Below are 20,073 nucleotides of genomic sequence, written 5' to 3' on the forward strand. Positions count from 1 at the left end.
CGCCCGCCGACCGGGCCCGGCGGATGCGCATTACCGCGACGCTGTTGCTGGTGGCGATGGCGGCGGTGTTCCTGACTGTCCGCCAGTTCGCGCATCTCCACCCCGCCTGGGGCTACGTGCTGGCCTTTGCCGAGGCGGCGATGGTCGGCGGCCTGGCCGACTGGTTCGCGGTGACCGCGCTGTTCCGCCGCCCGCTGGGCCTTCCGATCCCACACACCGCGATCATCCCCGAAAACAAGGACCGTATCGCCGACACGATGGCGGCGTTCCTGCGCGACAATTTCCTGACGCCGGCGGTGGTCGCCCGACGGATGAGCGGGATGAACCTGGCGCGCGGGCTGGGCGATTTCCTCGCCTCGTCCGAACGCGGCGGGGGCGGGTCGCGGATTGCCGGCGGCGCGGGCGAACTGTTCGCCGAGGTGCTCGAATCGCTCGATCCCGAACGGCTGGGCGACAGCGTGCGCTCAGGGCTGGCGGGCCAGATCGAGAAGGTCGAGATTGCCCCGGTGCTCGGACAGGTGCTCGAGGCGGCGATTGCCGACAAGCGGCATCTGCCGCTGCTCGACGCGACGATCCGCTGGGCCGGCCATGCGCTCGAAGCGAACGAGCCGCTGGTTCGCGAGATGATCCACCAGCGCGCCAATGCGCTGCTCAGGATCACCGGGCTGGACGAGCGGCTGGCCAATTCGGTACTCGACGGGCTCTACCGGCTGCTGGCCGAAGTGCTGGTCGATCCCGAACATCCCGTGCGCGGGCGGATCGAGCAGGCGCTGGAAAGCATCGCCGCCAACCTGCAGCACGATCCCGCAACCCGCGAACGGGTCGAGCGGGCGAAGAACGAATTGCTCGCCAATCAGGCGGTCGGCGTGTGGTGGCAGGGCGTGTGGGAACGGCTGCGGGTGGGTCTGATCGAGTTCGTCCGCCAGCGCGGGGCCAATGTTGCTGGGGGCGGAGTGACTGGCGCATTCGCCGGCGCGCTGGCCGATCTCGGCACAGCGTTGAAGCGCGATCCGCGGTTGCAGGTGCAAATCAACCGCTTCGCCCGCCGCGCTGCGGTGGGGGTGGCGACGCGCCATGGCGGGCAGATCGTCCAGCTGGTGTCGGAAACCGTCCGTCGCTGGGACGCGCGCACGGTGACCGACCGGATCGAAAGCGCCGTCGGGCGCGACCTGCAATTCATCCGCATCAACGGCACGCTGGTCGGCGGGCTGGTCGGGCTAACCATCCACTTCCTCGACAGCGTGTTCTGACCGCGCCCCGCTTGGCCGGCTAGGCAGTTTTGCGTATAGGTAGCGCTCCGCCACTGGAGATGCGCGATGCGCCGCCCTGCCCGCCTGCTGATTTCGCTCGCCTGCGCTGCATCCTTCGCGCTCGCCGCTCCCGCAGCGGCGACATCGGGCGCGGCGCTGCCCCCCGTCCAGCCGGGCAGCATTACGCTGTGCGAGTTCGAGCGGGGCGAGGAGATGCGCTGGCGCCTGATCGACCAGGTTTGGCGGCCGGTATGCGAAGATCCCGCTGCCGCAACGCCGGCGGACCAAACCGCTATCGCCCCGCAATCGGCGGTGACGATGCCGGTCACTCTCACTCTGCCGCTGACCACGATCCTGTCGCTGCTCGTGGCGGTTGCGGCTTCGGCCAGCCTGCTCGCCCGCGCCGGCCAGGATAGCCCCGGCTGATCCGAGAAGGCTTCGCCCGCACCACCGTGCCGCTGGCCGCGCTGCTGGCGGGCGGGCTGCTGCTGGGCGGCGGGGGCAGCCCGGCCGCGCTCAGCGAGGTGGTGGTGCAACTGCTCGCGGCGCTGACCGCTACCGCGCTGGTGATTGGCCCGTGGCGCTGGCACCGCAGCCCGCCCCTGACGGCGTGGGTGGTGGTCGGGCTGCTGCTGGCGGTGCCGATTCTCCAGCTGATCCCCTTACCGCCGGGCATTTGGCACGCGCTGCCGGGCCGGGGCGTGCTGCGCGAAGGGCTGGCGATCGCCGGCCGCGACCACGCCTGGCACCCGCTGTCGCTGCATCCCGCGCTGACGTTGGCCAGCGCGCTCGCGCTGGTGGTGCCCGCGATCATGCTGGTGGGCGTCAGCGCGCTGGACCGACGGGATCGGCAGTTCCTGCTGGCCGTATTGGTCACCGCCGGGCTGGCGGCGGTGGTGCTGGGCGCGGCGCAATGGGCCGGCGGGCCGGGCGCCATGCGGTTCTATGCTGCAAGCCACCGCGACTTTCCCCCGCTGCAATTCGCCAATCGCAACGCGGCGGCGGATTTCCTGCTGATCGCGCTGATGGCCACACCGGTCGCCTGCGCGGGCCTGCCGCGCGGCCGCGTGCTGGCGCTGATGGCGGCCGCGCTGCTGGCGCTGGGGGTGCTGGTGACCGGCTCACGCGCGGGCATCGTGCTGCTGGTTACCGTAGCGGTGCCGGCAACGGCGCTGGCGCTGTGGCCTGCCCCGCGCGAACCGCGCCGGCTGGCGAGGCGGCTGACAGCGGGCCTTGCCGGCGGTGCGTTGGCGATCGCCGCGCTGATGGCGGTGCCCGCTTTCCAGCCAGTCGCCGCACGCTTCATGCAAGGCGATGGGGCCCGCACCGCGCTGTGGGCCGCCGGCTGGCAGGGCGTGCGGGCGACCTGGCCGGCGGGCAGCGGGGTCGGCACCGCCCCGATCATGCTGATGGCGCAGGAGCGGCTCGACACGGTCGACCAGACCCTGCCCAACCGGGTGCATAATGACTGGCTGGAATGGCTGCTCGAAGCGGGCTTGCCCGGCATTCTCGCTGGTGCGGTTATCGTCGCCGTCCTCGGTCGGGCCTTCTGTCACGCTTGGCGCGATCCGGCACGGCGAGGTGAATTGCGCTGGGCCGGGGCGAGCCTCGCCGTGCTCGGGCTCCATTCGACCGTCGATTATCCGCTGCGCGCGCTGGCGCTGGCCTTGCTCGCGGCGCTTGCCGGCGGCATCGTGCTGGCCAATTACGCAGAAATACGTAGGCAGGGCCACGAAGGTAACGGGCGGCGATGAAACGAGGGGTGAGGGGCATTGCCGGCATCGCCAGCGTGGCGGCGCTGCTCGCCGGGTGCCAGACGGTGCCATCCAACCCGGCCCTGCCATCGGGCGCCGCCGCCTACGAAGCAATTCCCGTTTCCAGCCCGGAGGGCCACCAACTGGCTGACCGGATCGGCCCAGGCGATGTGCTGGCGATCACGGTGCTCGAGGAGCCCGAGCTGAGCTTTGACCGCATCACCGTGGACCAGCGCGGCCAGTTCCAGATGCCGCTGATCGGCGCGGTCGCCGCGGCCGGGCTCGACCCCGATTCGCTGGCCCGCACGCTGACCGAGCGGCTCGGCGCGCGCTATCTGCGCAATCCGCGCGTGGCGGTGAATCTGGTCGAAAGCGCCGCGCGCACGGTGGTGGTCGAAGGCGAGGTCGAGCAGCCGGGCATCTATCCGGTCACCGGCCGGCTGACGCTGCTCGGCGCGCTGGCGCTGGCGCGCAGCCCGACCGACCTCGCCCGGCGCGACGAGATCTTCGTCTTCCGCAATCAGGGCACCGAGCGGATCGGCGCGCGCTTCGACCTGGCGCAATTGCGCAGCGGGCTGGTGGCCGATCCACAAATCCTGCCGGGCGACACGGTTGTGGTCGGCCATTCCGCGCGGCGGGCGCTGGTGCAGGATTTCCTGCGCGCGGCGCCGCTGATCAATGTCTTCACGATCCTCTGACGGGCCTGCCGTGACCGAGAGCGCAATATCTGGCCCTTCAAATGGCCCTGCCGCGCCGCCGCAATCTTATCCGGGCCCCGGGGGGTCGTGGTTCGACTGGCCCTATCTCGCCGCTTTGGTGCGCCGCAACTGGTGGCTGATCGCGCTGCTGATCGGCGGCGCGCTGGCAGTGGCGGTCGCGGCAACGCTGCTGACCCGGCCGGTCTATACCGCCACCGCGACCATCCAGGTCAACGAGACGGTGCCGAGCGTGGTCGGCGAACAGGATGCCGAGACCGAGGCCAATACCTGGGATTACGACCGCTTCGCGCAGACGCAGGTCGATATCCTCAAGAGCCGGGCGCTGGCCGAACGGGTCGCCAACGCGCTCTCGCTGTCGGGCGATGAAGGCTTCCTGCGCGGGATGGGCGTCGATCCGGCGGCGATGCCCACCGTGCCGGCGATGCGGCAGACGATCGTCCACGACCTGCTGCAACGCAATATCGCCGTCACCGCGCCACGCGGCACGCGGGTGATCCCGATCGCTTTCGAAAGTGGCGATCCGGCGGTCGCCGCGCGGGTCATCAACACCTATGCCGAACAACTGATCGAGGCCAATCTCCAGCGCAAATATGACAGTTCGGCCTATGCCCGGCGGTTCCTGTCGCAGCAACTGGGCGAGGCCAAGGACAAGCTCGAAATGTCCGAGCGCGACCTCAACGCCTATGCCCGCCGGCAGGGGCTGGTGCGGCTGGGCGATCCGGCGCAACTGGGCGAGGGCGGCAATGCGGCGGGCAGCGCGGGCAATATCTCTCTGACCAATGCGAGCCTGGCGCAGGTCAACCAGGCGGCGCTGGCCGCGCGCGCCAGCCGGGTGGTTGCCGAAGGGCGCTGGAACGCGATTTCGGGCGCGCCGCTGTTCAGCCCGGCAGCGGTGCGCGAGGATCCCACCGTGGCTGCTCTGATGCAGCGCAAGGCTGTGCTTCAGGGCGAGCTGGCGGAAGAACGCGCGCGCCGGCTCGACGCGCATCCGGCGGTCCAGGCGAAGCAGGCGGAATTGCGCCAGATCGACAGCCAGCTGACGCGCGCCGCGAACGACGTGCGCCGTTCGATCCGCAGCGACTATGACGCGGCGCTGGCCGCCGAACGCCAGCTGGCCGGGCAGGTCGAAACGCTGAAGGGCGCGACGCTGGCCGAACAGGACCGCTCGGTGCAATATGCGCTGCTGGCGCGCGAGGCGGATACCAACCGCCAGCTCTATGACGAGCTGCTGCAACGCTACAAACAGCTCAATGCCGGCGCCGGGGTGGCGACCAGCAACATCGCCATCATCGATCGCGCACGCGTACCCGCGGTGCCGTCTGCGCCCAGCCTGATGCGCAACCTGGCGCTGGCGCTGCTGCTCGGCAGCGCGCTGGCCGCGCTGGCGCTGTACGCGCGCAACGAGCTCGACCTGTCGGTTCGCGTGCCGGAGGACGTCGAAAGCCGGCTCGGCCTGCCGCTGCTTGGCGTGGTCCCGCTGGCGAAGGGCGCAGGCGGGGTGGAGACCGCGCTGGCGGACCCGCAATCGCCACTGTCGGAAAGCTATGCCTCGCTGCGCGCCAGCCTGCTGTATGCCACCGCCGACGGCCTGCCACGCACCCTGCTGGTGACGAGCAGCGCGCCGCATGAAGGCAAATCGACCACTGCGCGCGCACTTGCCGATGGGTTCGCCCGCGGCGGAAAGCGGGTGGTGCTGGTCGATGCCGATATCCGCCGCCCCTCGCTTCACCGGGCCGCGGGGGCGGACAATGCCGTGGGCCTCACCACCGTGCTGACCGGGCAGGCGCCGCTGGCCGAGGCGTTGCTGGCAGGCGCGGACAACGCCCCGGCGACACTACCCGCCGGGCCGCCCTCGCCCGCGCCGGGCGAATTGCTCGCCAGCCCGCGGATGCAGCAGGTGATCGACAGCCTGGCCGACAGCTTCGACCTGGTGGTGATCGATTCGCCGCCAGTGCTCGGCCTGGCCGATGCTCCCACGCTGGCGGTGCTGGTGGACGGGGTGGTGTTAGTGGTCCAGGCGGGCAAGGCGGATCGCGGCGCGCTGCGCACCGCGCTCAAGCGGCTGCGCGCGTTGCGGCCCATCCTGCTCGGCGCCGTGCTGACGCGGTTCGATCCGACCGCCGGGGGCAATGCCTATTCGTCCTATTACGGCAATGAGAGCTATGCCTATCGCAACGCCGCCGGCTGAGCGGGCCGGGGGAGGTTCCGGCGCCGCCCGGTTGCTGCTGGCGGGTCTGATGCTGGCCTATGCGCTCGCCGCGCTGGCGAGCGGGATGGAGCGGATGGCAGCGCAACGCGCCGGGCCGCCGGCCGACCTCGCTACCGCCCGCGCAGGGTTTTCCGCCCAGCCGCTGTCGGCACTGGCCGCCGGCGCGCTCGCCGCAGCTGAATGGCGCGCGGGGAATGGCGCGATGGCCGAGCGGGTGTTTCGCCACGCAGCGCAGCTTGGCTGGCGCGAGCCGGCGACGCAGCTGTACTGGCTGCAAGTGGCGGCCGCTGCAGGTGAATGGGGCAATGCCGCCAAGCGCTATGACGCGCTGCTGCGGGTCGATCCGCGCCGCGCAGCGCTGGCGGAACTGGCGGCGCCGCTGGAAGGGGCAGGCGCGGGTCGCACGTCCCTCGCTCGGCGGATTGCGCTCCGGCCGCACTGGCTCGCCGATTATGCTGACCCGCCGGGGCCGCTGGCGGAGAGCGCCCTGCTGGCGCGCGCGGCGGTGCTGCGCGAACCGGACGCGCGCGGCGCGCTAGACTGCGGCGTGGCAGCGCGGCTGGGGCGGCGGCTGGTCGGGGCCGGGCTGGCGCAGGCGGTTGACGGGACGTGGCGGGCGAAAGACGGAACCGTGATGCTCGCCCTGCCGCCCGGTTGTGCGCTGCCCGGCTAGAGCGCCCAGTCCACCGTCCCGCGTCCGTGTGCGATTAGAAACGCGTTGGCGCGGCTGAACGGGCGTGAGCCGAAGAACCCGCGATGCGCCGACAGCGGGCTGGGGTGAGGGGAGCGGATCAACAAATGGCGCCCGCCCTCGGTCACGTCGCGCAATTCCGCGATCCGCGCCGCCTTGGCCTGCGCATGGCTGCCCCACAGCAGGAACACGCTCGGCGCCGGGGCGGCGGCGATGGCCGCGACCACCGCGTCGGTAATCGCTTCCCACCCCCTGCCCGCATGGCTGCCGGCCTTGCCCGCCTCGACCGTCAGGCTGGCATTGAGCAGCAATACGCCCTGCCGGGCCCAGCGCTCGAGATTGCCATGCGCCGGCATCTGCACGCTGCAATCGCTGACCAGTTCGCGGTAGATATTGGCGAGGCTCGGCGGCGGGCGCACGCCTTCGGGCACGGCAAAGGCGAGCCCCATCGCCTGGCCTGGCCCGTGATAGGGATCCTGCCCGAGGATCACCACGCGCACCGCCTCCGGCGGGGTCAATTCCAGCGCGCGCAGCCGCACCCCGCGCAGAGGGTAGATCATGCGGCCCGCCGCCTCCTCGGCCTGCAGCCACCCGCCCAGCCGCCGCGCTTCGGGCGTGGCCAGCACGGGGCAGAGCACGTTCTGCCACGCCTGGGGCACGTTGGGGGCGGGTTGGTCGCTTGCTGGCGTCATTATGCGCGTAGCTAGCGGCGCCATGCGCGCCGCGCCAGCGCGCCCTTCCCCTCACCCTCCGAACGGCCTAAGGCCAGCGGCATATGGCAATCCATTTTCACGAAGAAGACCTTCCCGAAGGCGTCCTCGCCGCAGGGCCGGTGGCGGTCGATACCGAGACCATGGGCCTCATCACCGGCCGCGACCGGCTGTGCCTGGTGCAGATCAGCGATGGCGGGGGAGATGAACATCTGGTCCGCTTCGGCCCCGGCAGCGCCTATCACGCGCCCGTGCTGAAGGCGGTGCTGGCTGATCCCAACCGTCTGAAATTGTATCATTTCGCCCGCTTCGACCTCGCCGCGATAGAGCATTACCTTGGTGTCATGTCAGCGCCCGTCTTCTGCACCAAGATCGCCAGCAAGCTGACCCGCACCTATACCGACCGGCACGGACTCAAGAACCTCGTTTCCGAACTGCTCGGCCATGAATTGTCGAAGCAGCAGCAAAGCTCGGACTGGGGCGCGCCGGTGATTACCGAGGCGCAGCGTGAATATGCCGCTTCTGACGTGCGCTATCTCCACCGGCTGCGCGATGTGTTCGAGGAACGGCTCGCGCGCGAAGGCCGGCGCGAGATAGCGCAGGCCTGTTTCGACTTCCTCCCCACCCGCGCCCGCCTCGACCTTGCCGGCTGGCCCGAACACGACATCTTCAGCCACGCGTAAGCCGCCCCTATATACGCCCATGCCATGCAGCTGACCGACGAAATCGAGACCGCCGAGGCGCGGGCCCAGCGCAGCCGGCGCCGCCGCTTTGCCGCGCCCGGTGGATCGCACGACCGGCTGGTCCGCTTTCTCGCCGCCGCGCTGCCGATGGGGATCGGGGTAATGGCCGCGCTGATGATCATTTCGCCGCTGACCCCGCGCGGCGAGGTCAGCTTCCTGCTCGACCGTAACAAGGCGCGCCAGATCGAGGAACGCCTGCGGGTCGATAATGCGATGTATCGCGGGCAGGACAATAGCGGGCGGCCGTTCTCGCTCACCGCGGGCGAGGCGGTCCAGCAATCCTCGGCCGAGGGGATCGTGCGGCTGCGCGATATGGTCGCGCGGATCATCCTGCCCGAAGGACCGGCAAGGCTGAGCGCGGATGGCGGTCAGTATATCTTGCGTTCCGAGCGGGTCGAGGTCGCCGGCCCCGTACGACTGGAGGCGGCGGACGGCTACCGAATGACCGCCAGCGGGGTAGCCCTAGACCTGCCGGCCAAGCGGATGGTGGGCAGCGGCGGCGTGTCGGGCGCGGTGCCGGCGGGGACGTTCTCGGCCGACCGGATCGCGGTCGACATGGAAGCGCGCACCGTCACGCTTGACGGCAATGCGCGGCTCTCGATGATACCGGGCAGATTGGGGACCATGTAATGCGCCAGACACTCTTTCGCGATGGCTTGGCCCGCGCCCCGCGCCACGCAGCCCTCGGCTTCGTGCTGACGCTGGGCGCGCTGGCCGGCATCCAGGGCCACGCGCAGGCGCTGGCGGGGCACAATTCCAACGCCCCGGTCAATTTCGCCGCCGACCGGATCGAATTGCAGGACCGGCAGGAACGCGTGGTGCTGTCGGGCAATGTCGAGATTGCGCAGGCCGGGTTGCGGCTGCGTTCGGCGCGCACGCTGGTCAATTACAGCAACGCCGGCAGCCTCGAAATCCAGCGTATTACCGCCACCGGCGGGGTGACCGTGACGCGCGGGGGCGAATCGGCGCAGGGCGATGTCGCGGTCTATGATTTCAATCGGCGGATCATCACCATGGCCGGCAATGTCCGCCTGCGCCGCGGCGGCGATGCGCTGAATGGCGGGCGGTTGGTGATCGACCTCGCCAGCGGCGTATCGAGCATCGATGGCAGCGCCGGCGGCTCGTCCGGCGTGACGGGCGAGGGCGCGGTCAGCACCGGTTCGGGCCGCGTCACCGGCACCTTTACCGTCCCGCAACGCTAGACCACGCTCAGCGCGGCAAAGTGCTTGCGCCCATCAGCGCCTCGTCCACCGCGCGCGCGGCCTGCCGGCCTTCGCGAATGGCCCACACCACCAGGCTCTGCCCGCGGCGCATATCGCCGCAGCTGAACACGCCCGGCACGCTGGTTTCGTAGCGCACCGTATCCGCCGCGACATTGCCGCGCGCGTCGAGTTCGACCCCCGCCCGGTCGAGCAGGCCGCGCCGCCTGGGGCCGGTAAAGCCCATCGCCAGCAGCACCAGATCGGCCGGCAGGATAAAGCTGCTTCCTTCGATCTCGCGCATCGCGCCGCCGGACCATTCGACCCGGACACATTCGAGGCCATTCACCGCGCCGCCTTCGCCGACCACGCGCTTGGCCAGAACCGCCCAATCGCGGTCTACCCCTTCCTCGTGGCTGGATGAGGTTCTCAGCTTGAGCGGCCAATTGGGCCAGGTCAGCGCCTTGTCCTCGCGTTCGGGCGGGCGGGGCATGATTTCGAGCTGGGTGACGCTTTTCGCGCCTTGCCGGTTCGAGGTGCCGACACAGTCCGAGCCGGTATCCCCGCCGCCAATGACGATGACGTGCTTGTCCTTCGCCGTCAGCGTGCCGCGCGGTGCGGCGCGCAGTTCGTCATCGCCGGCATTGCGCTTGTTCTGCTGGGTGAGGAATTCCATAGCCAGTCGCACGCCGGCAAGCTCGGCGCCGGGGATCGACAAGGCGCGCGCCTCTTCCGCGCCGCCCGCCAGCACCACCGCGTCGAAATTCTCGCGCAGGGCCGAAAACGCGACCTCCACCCCGACCTCGGCGCCGGTGCGGAACTGGACGCCTTCGGCCTCCATCTGCACCGCGCGGCGGTTGATCAGGTGCTTTTCCATCTTGAAATCGGGGATGCCATAACGGAGCAGCCCGCCGATCCGGTCGGCCTTTTCGAACACGGTGACCGCATGGCCGGCGCGGGCGAGTTGCTGCGCGCAGGCGAGGCCCGCCGGCCCCGAACCGATCACGGCCACCGATTTGCCCGTCTGCCGCGCGGCCGGCTGCGGCACGATCCAGCCTTCGCGCCAACCGCGGTCGACAATGGCGCATTCGATGCTCTTGATGGTCACCGGCTGGTCGATCAGGTTGAGCGTGCACGCCGCCTCGCACGGGGCCGGGCAGACCCGGCCGGTAAATTCGGGGAAATTGTTGGTCGAATGGAGCAGCGCCAGCGCTTGTCTCCAGTCCGCCTCGTAGACCAGATGGTTCCAGTCCGGGATGACATTGTTCACCGGGCAGCCATTGTGGCAATAGGGGATACCGCAATTCATGCACCGGCTGGCCTGTGCGCGCAGCGCTTCCTCGCTGTGGGGGACGATGAACTCGTTATAATGGCCGAGCCGTTCGCGCGGATCGGTATACGAGCGATCCTGGCGGTCGAGTTCCAGAAAGCCGGTTTCCTTGCCCATCTGCCTTACTCCGCCGCCACGTTGGCCGCAGCCTCGCGTTCAGCCGCGAGGGTTTCGAGCGCGCGGCGATAATCACGCGGCATCACTTTGACGAATTGCCCCATGGCGCGCGGCCAGTCGGCCAGCAGTTGTGCCGCCCGCGCGCTGCCGGTGTGCAGTTGGTGGCGCTCGAGGAGAATGCGCAGCCGTTCGCCATCATGGCGCAGCATATCGCCCATCCCGGCATCATCGACGCCGTTGCCGCGCTGGCGCGGGCGGTCCTCGCCCCCACCAGTTTCGACCGATAGCGGAAGGACATCGACCTGGTTGGGGTTGCACTGTCCGAGGAAGCCCTGTTCCGCATCATAGACATAGGCAATCCCGCCGCTCATCCCGGCAGCGAAATTGCGTCCGGTATCGCCCAACACAACCACCACCCCGCCGGTCATGTATTCGCAGCCATGATCGCCGCATCCTTCGACCACCGCGATGGCGCCCGAATTGCGCACCGCGAAGCGTTCGCCGGCGACGCCGCAGAAATAGGCTTCGCCCGCAATCGCGCCGTAGAGCACCGTATTGCCGACGATGATATTGGCCAGCGGATCGCGGCCGGTGCCCGCTGGCGGGCGCACGATGATGCGCCCGCCCGAGAGCCCTTTGCCGACATAATCATTGGCATCGCCGGTCAGATCGAGCGTGAGGCCATGCGCGGCCCAGGCGCCGAAGCTTTGCCCGGCAACCCCGGTCAGATTGACCCTTATGGTATCGGCCGGCAGCCCGGCATGGCCATGGCGGCGGGCGATCTCGCCCGACAGCATCGCGCCGACCGTGCGGTCGAGATTGCGCACGGACCGGTCGATCTGCACCGGCTCGCCGCGTTCGAGCGCGGGCGCGGCGGCGGCGATCAGATCGCGGTCGAGCACGGAACCCAGCCCGTGATCCTGTTCTTCTGTCCGGTGCAGCGCGCGGCCCGGCTGCGGCGTGACGCTGGCCAGCACGCGCGAGAGATCGACGCCATGCGCCTTCCAGTGGCCGATTGCCGGGGCAACATCGATCCGGTCCACCCGGCCGATCATCTCTTGCAGCGTGGCAAAGCCCATTTCGGCCATGATCCGCCGCAATTCTTCGGCAACGAAGAAGAAGTAGTTGATGACGTGTTCGGGCTGCCCGGTGAAGCGCGCGCGCAGCACCGGGTCTTGCGTCGCCACGCCGACGGGGCAGGTGTTGAGGTGACATTTACGCATCATGATGCAGCCGGCAGCGATCAGCGGAGCGGTGGCAAAGCCGAATTCGTCCGCCCCAAGCAACGCCCCGATGGCCACATCGCGTCCAGTCCTGAGGCCGCCGTCGACCTGCACCGCGATGCGGCTGCGCAGATCGTTGAGCAGCAGCGTCTGCTGCGTTTCAGCGAGGCCGATTTCCCAGGGGCTGCCGGCATGGGTCAGGCTGGTCAGCGGCGACGCGCCGGTCCCGCCTTCATAGCCCGAGATGGTGACATGGTCGGCCTTGCACTTCGACACGCCCGCAGCGACCGTACCGACGCCGACCTCGCTCACCAGCTTGACCGAGATGCGCGCCTGCTCGTTGACGCTCTTCAGATCGTGGATCAGCTGGGCCAGATCCTCGATCGAATAGATGTCGTGGTGCGGCGGGGGGGAGATCAGCCCGACGCCGGGGGTGGCGTGGCGCACGCGGCCGATCACCTTGTCCACCTTGTGGCCGGGCAGTTGCCCGCCTTCGCCGGGCTTGGCGCCCTGCGCCATCTTGATCTGGATATCGTCGGCATTGACCAGATATTCGGTGGTCACGCCGAATCGGCCGCTGGCGACCTGCTTGATCGCGCTGCGCAGCGAATCGCCGTCGGGTAGCGGGGTGAAGCGGTCGGCTTCCTCGCCCCCTTCGCCGGTATTCGACTTGCCGCCGATGCGGTTCATCGCCCGCGCGAGCGTGGTATGCGCCTCGCGGCTGATCGAGCCGAAGCTCATTGCGCCGGTGGCGAAGCGCTTGACGATTTCGCTGGCCGGTTCGACCGCCTCGAGCGGCAACGGCCGGTCGGCGGGCTTCAGCGTCATCAGCCCGCGAATGGTCAAAAGCCGGCGCGACTGGTCGTTGATCGTGCGAGCAAACTCTTCATAGGTCGCCCAGCTATTGCCCCGCACCGCGTGCTGCAGGCGGGCCACGCTCTCGGGCGTCCAGGCGTGATCCTCTCCCCGCAGGCGGTATTGGTAGATCCCGCCTGTATCGAGCATGGTTTCGAGCAACGGATCGCTGCCATAAGCGCGGGCGTGGCGGCGGACGGTTTCTTCCGCTAGTTCGGCGAGGCCGATGCCCTCGATGCTGGTCGCGGTGCCGGTGAAATAGCGTTCGACAAAGGCCGATGACAGCCCGACCGCGTCGAAGATCTGCGCCCCGCAATAGGATTGGTAGGTCGAAATGCCCATCTTGGACATGACCTTCAAAATGCCCTTGCCGACCGCCTTAATGTAATTGGCCACCGCCTTCTCGGCCGGCAGATCGGGGAACTTCGCTGCGCGGATATCCTCCATCGTCTCGAAGGCGAGATAGGGGTTGATGCCTTCCGCGCCATAGCCGGCCAGCGCGCAGAAATGGTGCACCTCGCGCGCTTCGCCGGTTTCGACCACCAGCCCGGTCTGCATCCTGAGGCCCTGGCGCACCAGATGATGGTGCACCGCCGCGGTGGCCAGCAGCGCGGGCATGGCAATGCGATCCGGCCCTTGGGCGCGGTCCGACAGGACGAGAATGGTGTGATCGGCCAGCACCGCCTCGGTAGCGGCCCAGCACATTTCCTTCAGCGCCAGTTCAAGCGCCGCCGCGCCGCCGGCCGCGTCCCAGGTAATGTCGATCGTGGCGGTGCGGAACGCCCCGTCGAGCGCGACCTCGACCGAGCGGATCTTGGCCAGATCCTCGTTGCTGAGGATCGGCTGGCTGACCTCCAGCCGCCGATGGGTGCCCGCCTCGCGGCCCAAGAGGTTGGGGCGCGGCCCGATCATCGACAGCAGGCTCATCACCAGATCCTCGCGGATCGGGTCGATCGGCGGGTTGGTCACCTGCGCGAAATTCTGTTTGAAATAATCGTAGAGCAGGCGCGGTTTGTTGGACAGGACGGCAATGGGCGTATCGGTGCCCATCGACCCGATCGGATCATCGCCCGCCAGCGCCATCGGTTCGAGGAAGCGGGTGATGTCCTCCTGCGTATAGCCGAACGCCTGCTGACGATCGAGCAGCGTGGTGTGATGCTGCGGCACGGCCGACAATTCGGGTTCGATCTCGTCGAGATCGTCGAGCTTGTATTGCGCGGCGGCCAGCCAGTCCTCGTACGGATGTTCGGCAGCCAGTCCGGCCTTCAGCTCGGCATCCTCGATGATGCGCCCCTGCTCTAGGTCGATCAGCAGCATCTTGCCCGGCTGGAGCCGCCATTTGCGGACGATGTCCTCTTCGGCAAACGGCAGCACCCCGCTTTCGGACGCGAGGCAAACGATATCGCCCTTGGTCACGCAATAGCGCGCGGGCCGCAGGCCGTTGCGGTCGAGACAGGCGCCGATTTGCCGCCCGTCGGTAAAGGCCACCGCCGCCGGCCCGTCCCACGGCTCCATCAGCGCGGCGTGATATTCGTAGAAAGCGCGCCGCCCCGGCTCCATCTGCGGGTTCTTGGCCCAAGCCTCGGGCATCAGCATCATCATCGCATGGGCGAGATCGTAGCCGCCGACCAGCAGCAGTTCGAGCGCATTGTCGAGACAGGCCGTGTCCGACTGGCCATGCGGGATGATCGGCCATAGCTTGTCGAGATCGGCGCCCAGCAGCGGCGATTCCATCGTCCGCCGGCGCGCATTCATCCAGTTCACATTGCCGCGCACCGTGTTGATTTCACCGTTGTGCGCCATGAACCGATAGGGGTGCGCCAGCCGCCAGCTGGGGAAGGTATTCGTCGAAAACCGCTGGTGGACGAGGCCCAGCGCGCTGACGCATTCTGGGTCGCGCAGATCGTCGTAGAAGCTGCCCACCTGCGTCGCCAGCAGCAGCCCCTTGTAGACGATCGTGCGGCTCGAAAAGCTCGGGATATAGAGCTCGGCCAGGCCCGGCATGGCGTGCTTTTCGGCCAGCGCCTCAAGCGGGTTCTGGGTCTGCTTGCGGATGACGATCAGCTTGCGCTCGAACGCGGCCTGATCGGGGCAGTTCTCGCCCCGGGCGACGATGCACTGGCGGATCACCGGCATCGAGGCGATGACCGCTTCGCCCAGGCCGTCGGCCGTCACCGGCACGTCGCGCCAGCCGATCAGGCGCTGGCCTTCCTTGGCGATGAACCGTTCGAACGCCTCGGTCACGAAGGCGCGGGCTGCTTCGTCGCGCGGCATGAAGCACATCGCGACCGCATAATCGCCCGGCGGCGGCAATTGGTGCCCGGCGCTGCCGGCCCAGCGGCGTAGCAGCGCATCGGGCAGCTGGATCAGGATCCCCGCGCCGTCGCCGAGCAGTGGATCGGCCCCTACCGCGCCGCGGTGGTCGAGATTGGCGAGGATCTGCAGCGCCTGCTCGACGATCGCATGGCTCCGCTCGCCCTTAATATGCGCGACGAAGCCGACGCCGCAGGCATCATGCTCGTTACGCGGATCATAAAGCCCGTGAGGGCGGGGGTAAGCCATGCACGTTCCGTCCTGTCACACCGGGCAGTCGTCAGCCCGGAAATGAACCGCAATCTCCGCGCGCAGTGGCGCGGCAAATATTTCGCGAAATGCGGTTGTGGCGACAGGATATGCGTTTTGCAACTGCGAACGGTCGCGTCGCCTGTCGGTTTTGCGTTGACCCGCGGAAAGCTGCGCTTGGTCGGCGCTGGCGGGGCTCAGGCCGCGCCGCTCATCCGGTTGAGCTTCTCGAGCGCCTCGCGCAGCGCCCGCTCCGACGCGCTGAGTTCTGGGCGCTGCGGGGCCGGCGCAGTCGAAGGCGCCGCGCGCAGTCCGCCGGGCCCGTCAAACGGGCGGCGGATATTGTCCACCGGCGCCAAATGATCGTCTGGCCGAGAATGGGGCACTGGGTTGGCTGCAGCCGCCGGCGAAGCAAAAGGCGCAGACGCGGACCGCGCCTGTTCGCTGGACGCGGTTTCGGACGGGAACACGACCATTGCCGGCGGCGGCTGGTCGAATGGCGCAGCGGGACTGTTGTCCTCGATTCGCACCGGCTCGCGGCCAGGCTGGAACGGACTCTTCATGGCCAGCAGCGAGGGGTAAATGTCGTCGTCCGCCCCCGCCTGGTCGCCATCCGCAGCCTGATCAGCGGGCGGCGCGAACGGCGCTGGCGCGGTAGGGCCGGCAGGCGCAGTGAAGGGCGCAGCGGTGCCCGCCGGCGGATCGAACGGCCGCGCCTCGCGCTTCAAAGGCAGGCCGAAGATCGTGTCGAGTTCGTCATCGGCGTTGTCCGCATCGTCGACCGGTCCGCCCAGCGTTGCGTCGAGCGAGCGGAACGCCTGAGGGACGAGATCAGGCGCCGGATGACTTGGCGCGGGGTACTCCAAGCAAGCGGCGGGAGGCACATGCGCGGGGGCAGGCGCGGCTGGCGCGGTGTCGATCGCGAACGGCACGTGCGGCCGCAGGACCGGCGCGGCGGGCGGCGCGGGCCGCGTTTCCAGCGCCAGCGAAAATCGCTCGACCAGTTGCGCGACCGATAGCTGGGTCAGCGGCGCCCCAGCCACGTCCTGCGAGGCGATGGGTGCGGCCGGCGACGCAGGCGTGGTGACGGGTGCCGGTGCGGGAGCAGCGGCCGGTTCGGCCTCGCCCCGGCGGGCCGCCCATTGAATGGCAAAATCCGATTCCGCTTCGGGCGGCAAAGCAGGGCGTTCGGCCTCGACAGGCGCGTCCGCCAAGGCCGTCAGCTCCAGCGGCGCCGACATCAGTTCGTTGGCCGCTGCGGAGGCATCGGCGCCGGGTAGCGGCGCAAGCTCGAGGAATTCGCTGCGTGCACCGTCATCACTGACCGACAGCGCACGCCGCCGGCCGGGCAGGGCGAGTGGCGCGTCGAGCCGGTCTTCGCCCAATTCTTCGCGGGCCGAGATCGGCCGGCGCGCCGCTTCGCTGCGCGGCGACCGGCGGCGTGGCGACGCCGCTTCGGACTTCGGACGGAGCTGGCGCGCCAGCACGAGCCCGGCCGCACCGCCACCGAGCGCGGCGGCCAGTGCGAAAAGCAGCCGGGCTGTTAGCCCAAGCGGCGGCGCTGCGGCGGACAGCACCGATGGCAGGCGCAGGGCCATGCTGATGCTTTCCAGCGTGGCGACGGGCAGAACCAGCATTCCCAGGCCGAACAGCGCGGCAAACCACAAGCCTACGATCGCCGGAAAAACCGCGTGCGCGGTGATGGACTGGGCTCCAGGAGAGGTAGCGCCGCGCTCCCATGCGGGGCTGGTGTCGCCCTCATCATCAAAGGGCCCGCCGAACTGGTCGTTTATCACCGTCACAATTCCCCCACTGGTCCGGACCGGCGGCTATCTGCGCCCGTCATGCGGCGCGCTCGGCCGGTTCCATCCGATCCTGCCCTAACAGCCGTTGGTAAACGAAGCGGTAACGCTCCACATTGTGCGACCAATCATGACAAGTGGCAACATGGGCGCGCGCCCGGGCGCGGATTGCGGCCCATTCGCTGCGTCGCCCGGCAAGCCCCGCCAGCGCCGCGGCGAGCGCGTCGGGATCGTCCGGCGCAAACAGCGTGGCGGTGTCGCCATCACGCATCAGTTCACGATGCCCGCCGACATCCGAGGCCGCGACCAGCCGCCCTTCGGCCATCGCCTCGAGCGGCTTCAAAGGCGTCACCAGTTCGGTCAAGCGGCTGGCCTTGCGCGGATAGGCGAGGATATCGCACTGGGCGTAATAGGCCTCGACCTCACCATGCGGCACGCGGCCGACAAAGCGAAACGCGTGGCTCGCGGGCGAGGCGGCCGCCTGCGCGCGCAATTCTGCTTCCTTCGGGCCGCCGCCGACCAGCAGCAGCCGCGCCCCGGCCTCTCGCGCCAGCAGCGCGGGCATGGCGGCGATCAAATCGTCCAGCCCCTCATAATCGTAGAAGCTGCCGATGAAGCCGATCACCGGTCCTGCCGCGTCGGCTAGCCCAAGCCGTGCGGCCAGCGCCGGATCGCGCGGCGGCGGGTCACCGAACAGCGTCAGATCGACCCCGTTGGGTGCAATCCCGATCTTGCCCGGCGGTACGCCGCGCGCGATCAAATCGTCGCGCAAGCCGTGGCAGATGGTGAACACCGCATCGGCTTCGGCAATCACGCGGTTCTCGAATGCGCGGGTGGCGCGATACTTGACCGAGCCTTCCCGCCCCGTGCCGTTGCCGACCGCGGCATCTTCCCAGAAAGCGCGGATTTCATAGACCAGCGGCAGGCTGCGCCGGCGGGCAATGCGCGCCGCCGCCATGCCGCACAGGACCGGCGAATGGGCGTGGAGGATATCGGGTTGGAAATCGCCCACCGCCCGGTCGATGGCCGCGGCGAACCGGGCCACCTCGCGCCATTCGGCGACCAGCGGCATCCGGTCCGGCGCGCCGCGCGTGCGGTGGAAACACAAACCGTCGATTTCTTCACGATCGGGGCCATCAGCCGTGTGCCGCAGGCCGGTGATCGCTGCGACTTCAATCCCCGCACGCTGCTGCGCCTTGAGGATCGCGCGGGTGCGGAAGGTGTAGCCGCTGTGCAGCGGCAGCGAATGATCGAGAACATGAAGCACGCGCATCGCCGGGCCTTCTAGACGCAACAAGCTTAACGGCCCGTCAACCCGCGTCTATTACCCCGACCACCGATGATCGACAACTTCGCCCTGGTGCTGACGCACGGCCTTCTGGCGATCGCGCTGGTCCGGCTGATGCTGCGCCGCGATCTCGACCACGATGTGGCCGCCGATAGCGCGGGTGAAGAACCGCCGACGCAGCGGCGGCGGGGCAGCAGCGGCGCGCCGCCACAAAGGCCGGGCGATGCTTGACCTGGCGCTGTTCGCCTTCCTCTTCGCGGCGCTGGCGCTGGGGTTCCGGCGCCCGTGGCTGTGGGTGCCCGCCTATCTCTATATCGACATCCTTTCGCCGCAGAAGATCGGCTGGTCGCTGACTGCCTCGATCCCGGTATCGCTGATCGCCTTCGTCCTTGCTTTCGCCGGCTGGTTGCTGGCCGACCCTAAAGTCGGCAGCCGTTTCACCTGGCGGCAGGGCGCGCTGCTGTTCCTGCTGGTCTATTGCGCCTGGACCACGGCCTATGCGGATTTTCCCGAGAACGCGGCCGAGAAATGGGCGTGGGTTTGGAAGGCGCTGGTTTTCGCGATCTTCCTCCCGCTGACGCTGACCACGCGGCTGCGGATCGAAGGGACCGCGCTGGTGATGGTGCTGACGGCGGCGGCCATTGTCATCAGCGGCGGGATGAAGACGCTGGGCGGCGGGGGCGGATATGGCGGCCTGCGGCTGTTCGTCGATGACAATACCGGCCTCTATGAGAGTTCGACCCTGTCGACAGCGGCAGTGGCGATCATCCCGCTGGCCGTGTGGCTGGCGCGGCATGGGACGGTGTTCCGCCCCGACTGGCGGGTCAAGCTGTTCGCTGCCGGGCTGATCCTCGCCTGCCTGCTGATCCCGATCGGCACCGAGGCGCGCACGGGCCTTTTGTGCATCGGGGCGCTGGCGGTGCTGATGCTGCGCGACGTCAAGCGACGGTTCGTCTATCTCGGCCTCGCTGGCGCCCTGGCGACGCTGGCCGTGCCGTTCCTGCCGGCCAGCTACACCGAACGGATGGCGACCATCAGCGGGCATGATGGCGACGAATCCGCCTCGACCCGCGTTGCCGTCTGGCGCTGGACGCTCGACTATGCCGCCGAGCATCCGCTCGGGGGCGGGTTCGATGCCTATCGCGGCAATTCCTTCACCTATCGGCTACCCAAGCGCACGGGCGAGGGAAATAATGTCAGCGTGACATACGAGGAGGTGACCGACCATGCCCGCGCCTATCACTCATCCGTGTTCGAGATGCTGGGTGAGCAGGGGTGGCCCGGGCTGATCGTCTGGCTCATCTTCCAGGCCGGCGGTCTGTGGCAGATGGAGCGGCTGCGTCGGCGCGCGCGGCGCAAGGTGGGCAAGGGCGCGCCCCTGCCGTGGGATGCCAGCCTCGCTTCCGCGCTGCAGGCGGCGCAGGTCGTGTTCCTGGTCGGCGCGCTGTTTCAGGGGATTGCCTACCAGCCGTTTTTCCTGATGATCTTCGGCTTGCAGATCGGGCTTTATTCCTGGTGCCGGCGGCGCGATTCGGAGCAAGCCGCCCCGCGCCGCCGCGTTGCTCCTGCCAGCCCCGCCGGCGCAGCCGCCATGCCGTAACGGCACTGCGCCGCCGCGTTG

General features: G+C 68.9%; 16 protein-coding genes. 11 read left to right on the forward strand and 5 right to left on the reverse strand.

Annotation, left to right across the window (positions count from 1 at the left end):
- Positions 1-23 precede the first annotated feature (23 nt).
- From ILT46_RS10160 to ILT46_RS10185, 6 genes are all read left to right on the forward strand, one after another.
- Positions 24-1,250, forward strand: coding sequence for a DUF445 domain-containing protein (locus ILT46_RS10160; RefSeq protein ID WP_199504588.1), 1,227 nt, complete (start codon positions 24-26; stop codon positions 1,248-1,250).
- A 66-nt stretch (positions 1,251-1,316) separates the two neighbouring features.
- Positions 1,317-1,676 carry a hypothetical protein gene (locus tag ILT46_RS10165; RefSeq protein ID WP_199504533.1) on the forward strand — a complete coding sequence of 120 codons (360 nt, stop codon included), beginning with the start codon at positions 1,317-1,319 and terminating at the stop codon, positions 1,674-1,676.
- A gap of 26 nt (positions 1,677-1,702) precedes the next feature.
- Positions 1,703-3,004 (forward strand): O-antigen ligase family protein, encoded by a 1,302-nt coding sequence (locus tag ILT46_RS10170; protein ID WP_199504534.1) that lies wholly within the window; start codon positions 1,703-1,705, stop codon positions 3,002-3,004.
- An 8-nt stretch (positions 3,005-3,012) separates the two neighbouring features.
- A complete protein-coding gene (locus tag ILT46_RS10175) occupies positions 3,013-3,702 on the forward strand; it encodes a polysaccharide biosynthesis/export family protein (protein WP_199504535.1) in 690 nt (229 codons plus the stop codon).
- A 10-nt stretch (positions 3,703-3,712) separates the two neighbouring features.
- A complete protein-coding gene (locus ILT46_RS10180) occupies positions 3,713-5,911 on the forward strand; it encodes a GumC family protein (RefSeq protein ID WP_199504536.1) in 2,199 nt (732 codons plus the stop codon).
- Positions 5,886-6,605 (forward strand): hypothetical protein, encoded by a 720-nt coding sequence (locus tag ILT46_RS10185; protein WP_199504537.1) that lies wholly within the window; start codon positions 5,886-5,888, stop codon positions 6,603-6,605. The genes ILT46_RS10180 and ILT46_RS10185 overlap by 26 nt, the downstream gene beginning before the upstream one ends.
- Here ILT46_RS10185 and ILT46_RS10190 read toward each other — a convergent pair.
- On the reverse strand, positions 6,602-7,315 hold the full coding sequence (locus tag ILT46_RS10190) for a uracil-DNA glycosylase (protein WP_199504538.1): 714 nt from the start codon (positions 7,313-7,315) through the stop codon (positions 6,602-6,604). The two genes, ILT46_RS10185 and ILT46_RS10190, sit on opposite strands and share 4 nt — an antisense overlap.
- Positions 7,316-7,398: 83 nt before the next feature.
- On the opposite strand from ILT46_RS10190, the gene ILT46_RS10195 reads away from it, so the two are divergent.
- From ILT46_RS10195 to ILT46_RS10205, 3 genes are read left to right on the forward strand one after another with little or no spacing between them, the layout of a single operon-like run.
- Positions 7,399-8,016, forward strand: a complete 618-nt coding sequence (locus ILT46_RS10195) for a ribonuclease D (protein ID WP_199504539.1) — start codon at positions 7,399-7,401, stop codon at positions 8,014-8,016.
- A 24-nt stretch (positions 8,017-8,040) separates the two neighbouring features.
- Positions 8,041-8,706 carry an LPS export ABC transporter periplasmic protein LptC gene (locus tag ILT46_RS10200; RefSeq protein ID WP_199504540.1) on the forward strand — a complete coding sequence of 222 codons (666 nt, stop codon included), beginning with the start codon at positions 8,041-8,043 and terminating at the stop codon, positions 8,704-8,706.
- On the forward strand, positions 8,706-9,278 hold the full coding sequence (locus ILT46_RS10205) for an LptA/OstA family protein (RefSeq protein ID WP_199504541.1): 573 nt from the start codon (positions 8,706-8,708) through the stop codon (positions 9,276-9,278). The genes ILT46_RS10200 and ILT46_RS10205 overlap by 1 nt, the downstream gene beginning before the upstream one ends.
- A 7-nt stretch (positions 9,279-9,285) precedes the next feature.
- Here the strand turns inward: ILT46_RS10205 and ILT46_RS10210 are convergent, their stop codons facing one another.
- From ILT46_RS10210 to ILT46_RS10225, 4 genes are all read right to left on the reverse strand, one after another.
- Complete coding sequence (locus tag ILT46_RS10210) at positions 9,286-10,722, reverse strand: glutamate synthase subunit beta (RefSeq protein ID WP_199504542.1); 1,437 nt, start codon at positions 10,720-10,722, stop codon at positions 9,286-9,288.
- Positions 10,723-10,727: 5 nt separating this feature from the next.
- On the reverse strand, positions 10,728-15,362 hold the full coding sequence (gltB, locus tag ILT46_RS10215) for a glutamate synthase large subunit (protein WP_199504543.1): 4,635 nt from the start codon (positions 15,360-15,362) through the stop codon (positions 10,728-10,730).
- 197 nt (positions 15,363-15,559) lie between these two features.
- Positions 15,560-17,164 carry a hypothetical protein gene (locus tag ILT46_RS10220; protein WP_199504544.1) on the reverse strand — a complete coding sequence of 535 codons (1,605 nt, stop codon included), beginning with the start codon at positions 17,162-17,164 and terminating at the stop codon, positions 15,560-15,562.
- 40 nt (positions 17,165-17,204) lie between these two features.
- Complete coding sequence (locus tag ILT46_RS10225) at positions 17,205-18,437, reverse strand: TIGR04063 family PEP-CTERM/XrtA system glycosyltransferase (protein ID WP_199504545.1); 1,233 nt, start codon at positions 18,435-18,437, stop codon at positions 17,205-17,207.
- A 66-nt stretch (positions 18,438-18,503) separates the two neighbouring features.
- Between ILT46_RS10225 and ILT46_RS10230 the strand changes: the two genes are divergently transcribed.
- Together ILT46_RS10230 and ILT46_RS10235 are read left to right on the forward strand one after the other, a co-directional pair.
- Positions 18,504-18,683 (forward strand): hypothetical protein, encoded by a 180-nt coding sequence (locus ILT46_RS10230; RefSeq protein WP_199504592.1) that lies wholly within the window; start codon positions 18,504-18,506, stop codon positions 18,681-18,683.
- Positions 18,676-20,052, forward strand: a complete 1,377-nt coding sequence (locus tag ILT46_RS10235; protein WP_199504546.1) for a DUF5935 domain-containing protein — start codon at positions 18,676-18,678, stop codon at positions 20,050-20,052. Before ILT46_RS10230 ends, ILT46_RS10235 begins: the two co-directional genes overlap by 8 nt.
- Positions 20,053-20,073 lie beyond the last annotated feature (21 nt).

The organism is Qipengyuania sp. YIM B01966, assembly GCF_016461955.1.
In the GTDB taxonomy this organism is placed as follows: Bacteria; Pseudomonadota; Alphaproteobacteria; order Sphingomonadales; family Sphingomonadaceae; genus QFOP01.

Coding starts and splice junctions, on each gene's coding strand:
- ILT46_RS10160 (WP_199504588.1), top strand. CDS start 24: ATGCGCATTACCGCGACGCTGTTGCTGGTGGCGATGGCGGCGGTGTTC.
- ILT46_RS10165 (WP_199504533.1), top strand. CDS start 1,317: ATGCGCCGCCCTGCCCGCCTGCTGATTTCGCTCGCCTGCGCTGCATCC.
- ILT46_RS10185 (WP_199504537.1), top strand. CDS start 5,886: ATGCCTATCGCAACGCCGCCGGCTGAGCGGGCCGGGGGAGGTTCCGGC.
- ILT46_RS10190 (WP_199504538.1), bottom strand. CDS start 7,315: ATGACGCCAGCAAGCGACCAACCCGCCCCCAACGTGCCCCAGGCGTGG.
- ILT46_RS10195 (WP_199504539.1), top strand. CDS start 7,399: ATGGCAATCCATTTTCACGAAGAAGACCTTCCCGAAGGCGTCCTCGCC.
- ILT46_RS10200 (WP_199504540.1), top strand. CDS start 8,041: ATGCAGCTGACCGACGAAATCGAGACCGCCGAGGCGCGGGCCCAGCGC.
- ILT46_RS10205 (WP_199504541.1), top strand. CDS start 8,706: ATGCGCCAGACACTCTTTCGCGATGGCTTGGCCCGCGCCCCGCGCCAC.
- ILT46_RS10210 (WP_199504542.1), bottom strand. CDS start 10,722: ATGGGCAAGGAAACCGGCTTTCTGGAACTCGACCGCCAGGATCGCTCG.
- gltB (WP_199504543.1), bottom strand. CDS start 15,362: ATGGCTTACCCCCGCCCTCACGGGCTTTATGATCCGCGTAACGAGCAT.
- ILT46_RS10225 (WP_199504545.1), bottom strand. CDS start 18,437: ATGCGCGTGCTTCATGTTCTCGATCATTCGCTGCCGCTGCACAGCGGC.
- ILT46_RS10230 (WP_199504592.1), top strand. CDS start 18,504: ATGATCGACAACTTCGCCCTGGTGCTGACGCACGGCCTTCTGGCGATC.
- ILT46_RS10235 (WP_199504546.1), top strand. CDS start 18,676: ATGCTTGACCTGGCGCTGTTCGCCTTCCTCTTCGCGGCGCTGGCGCTG.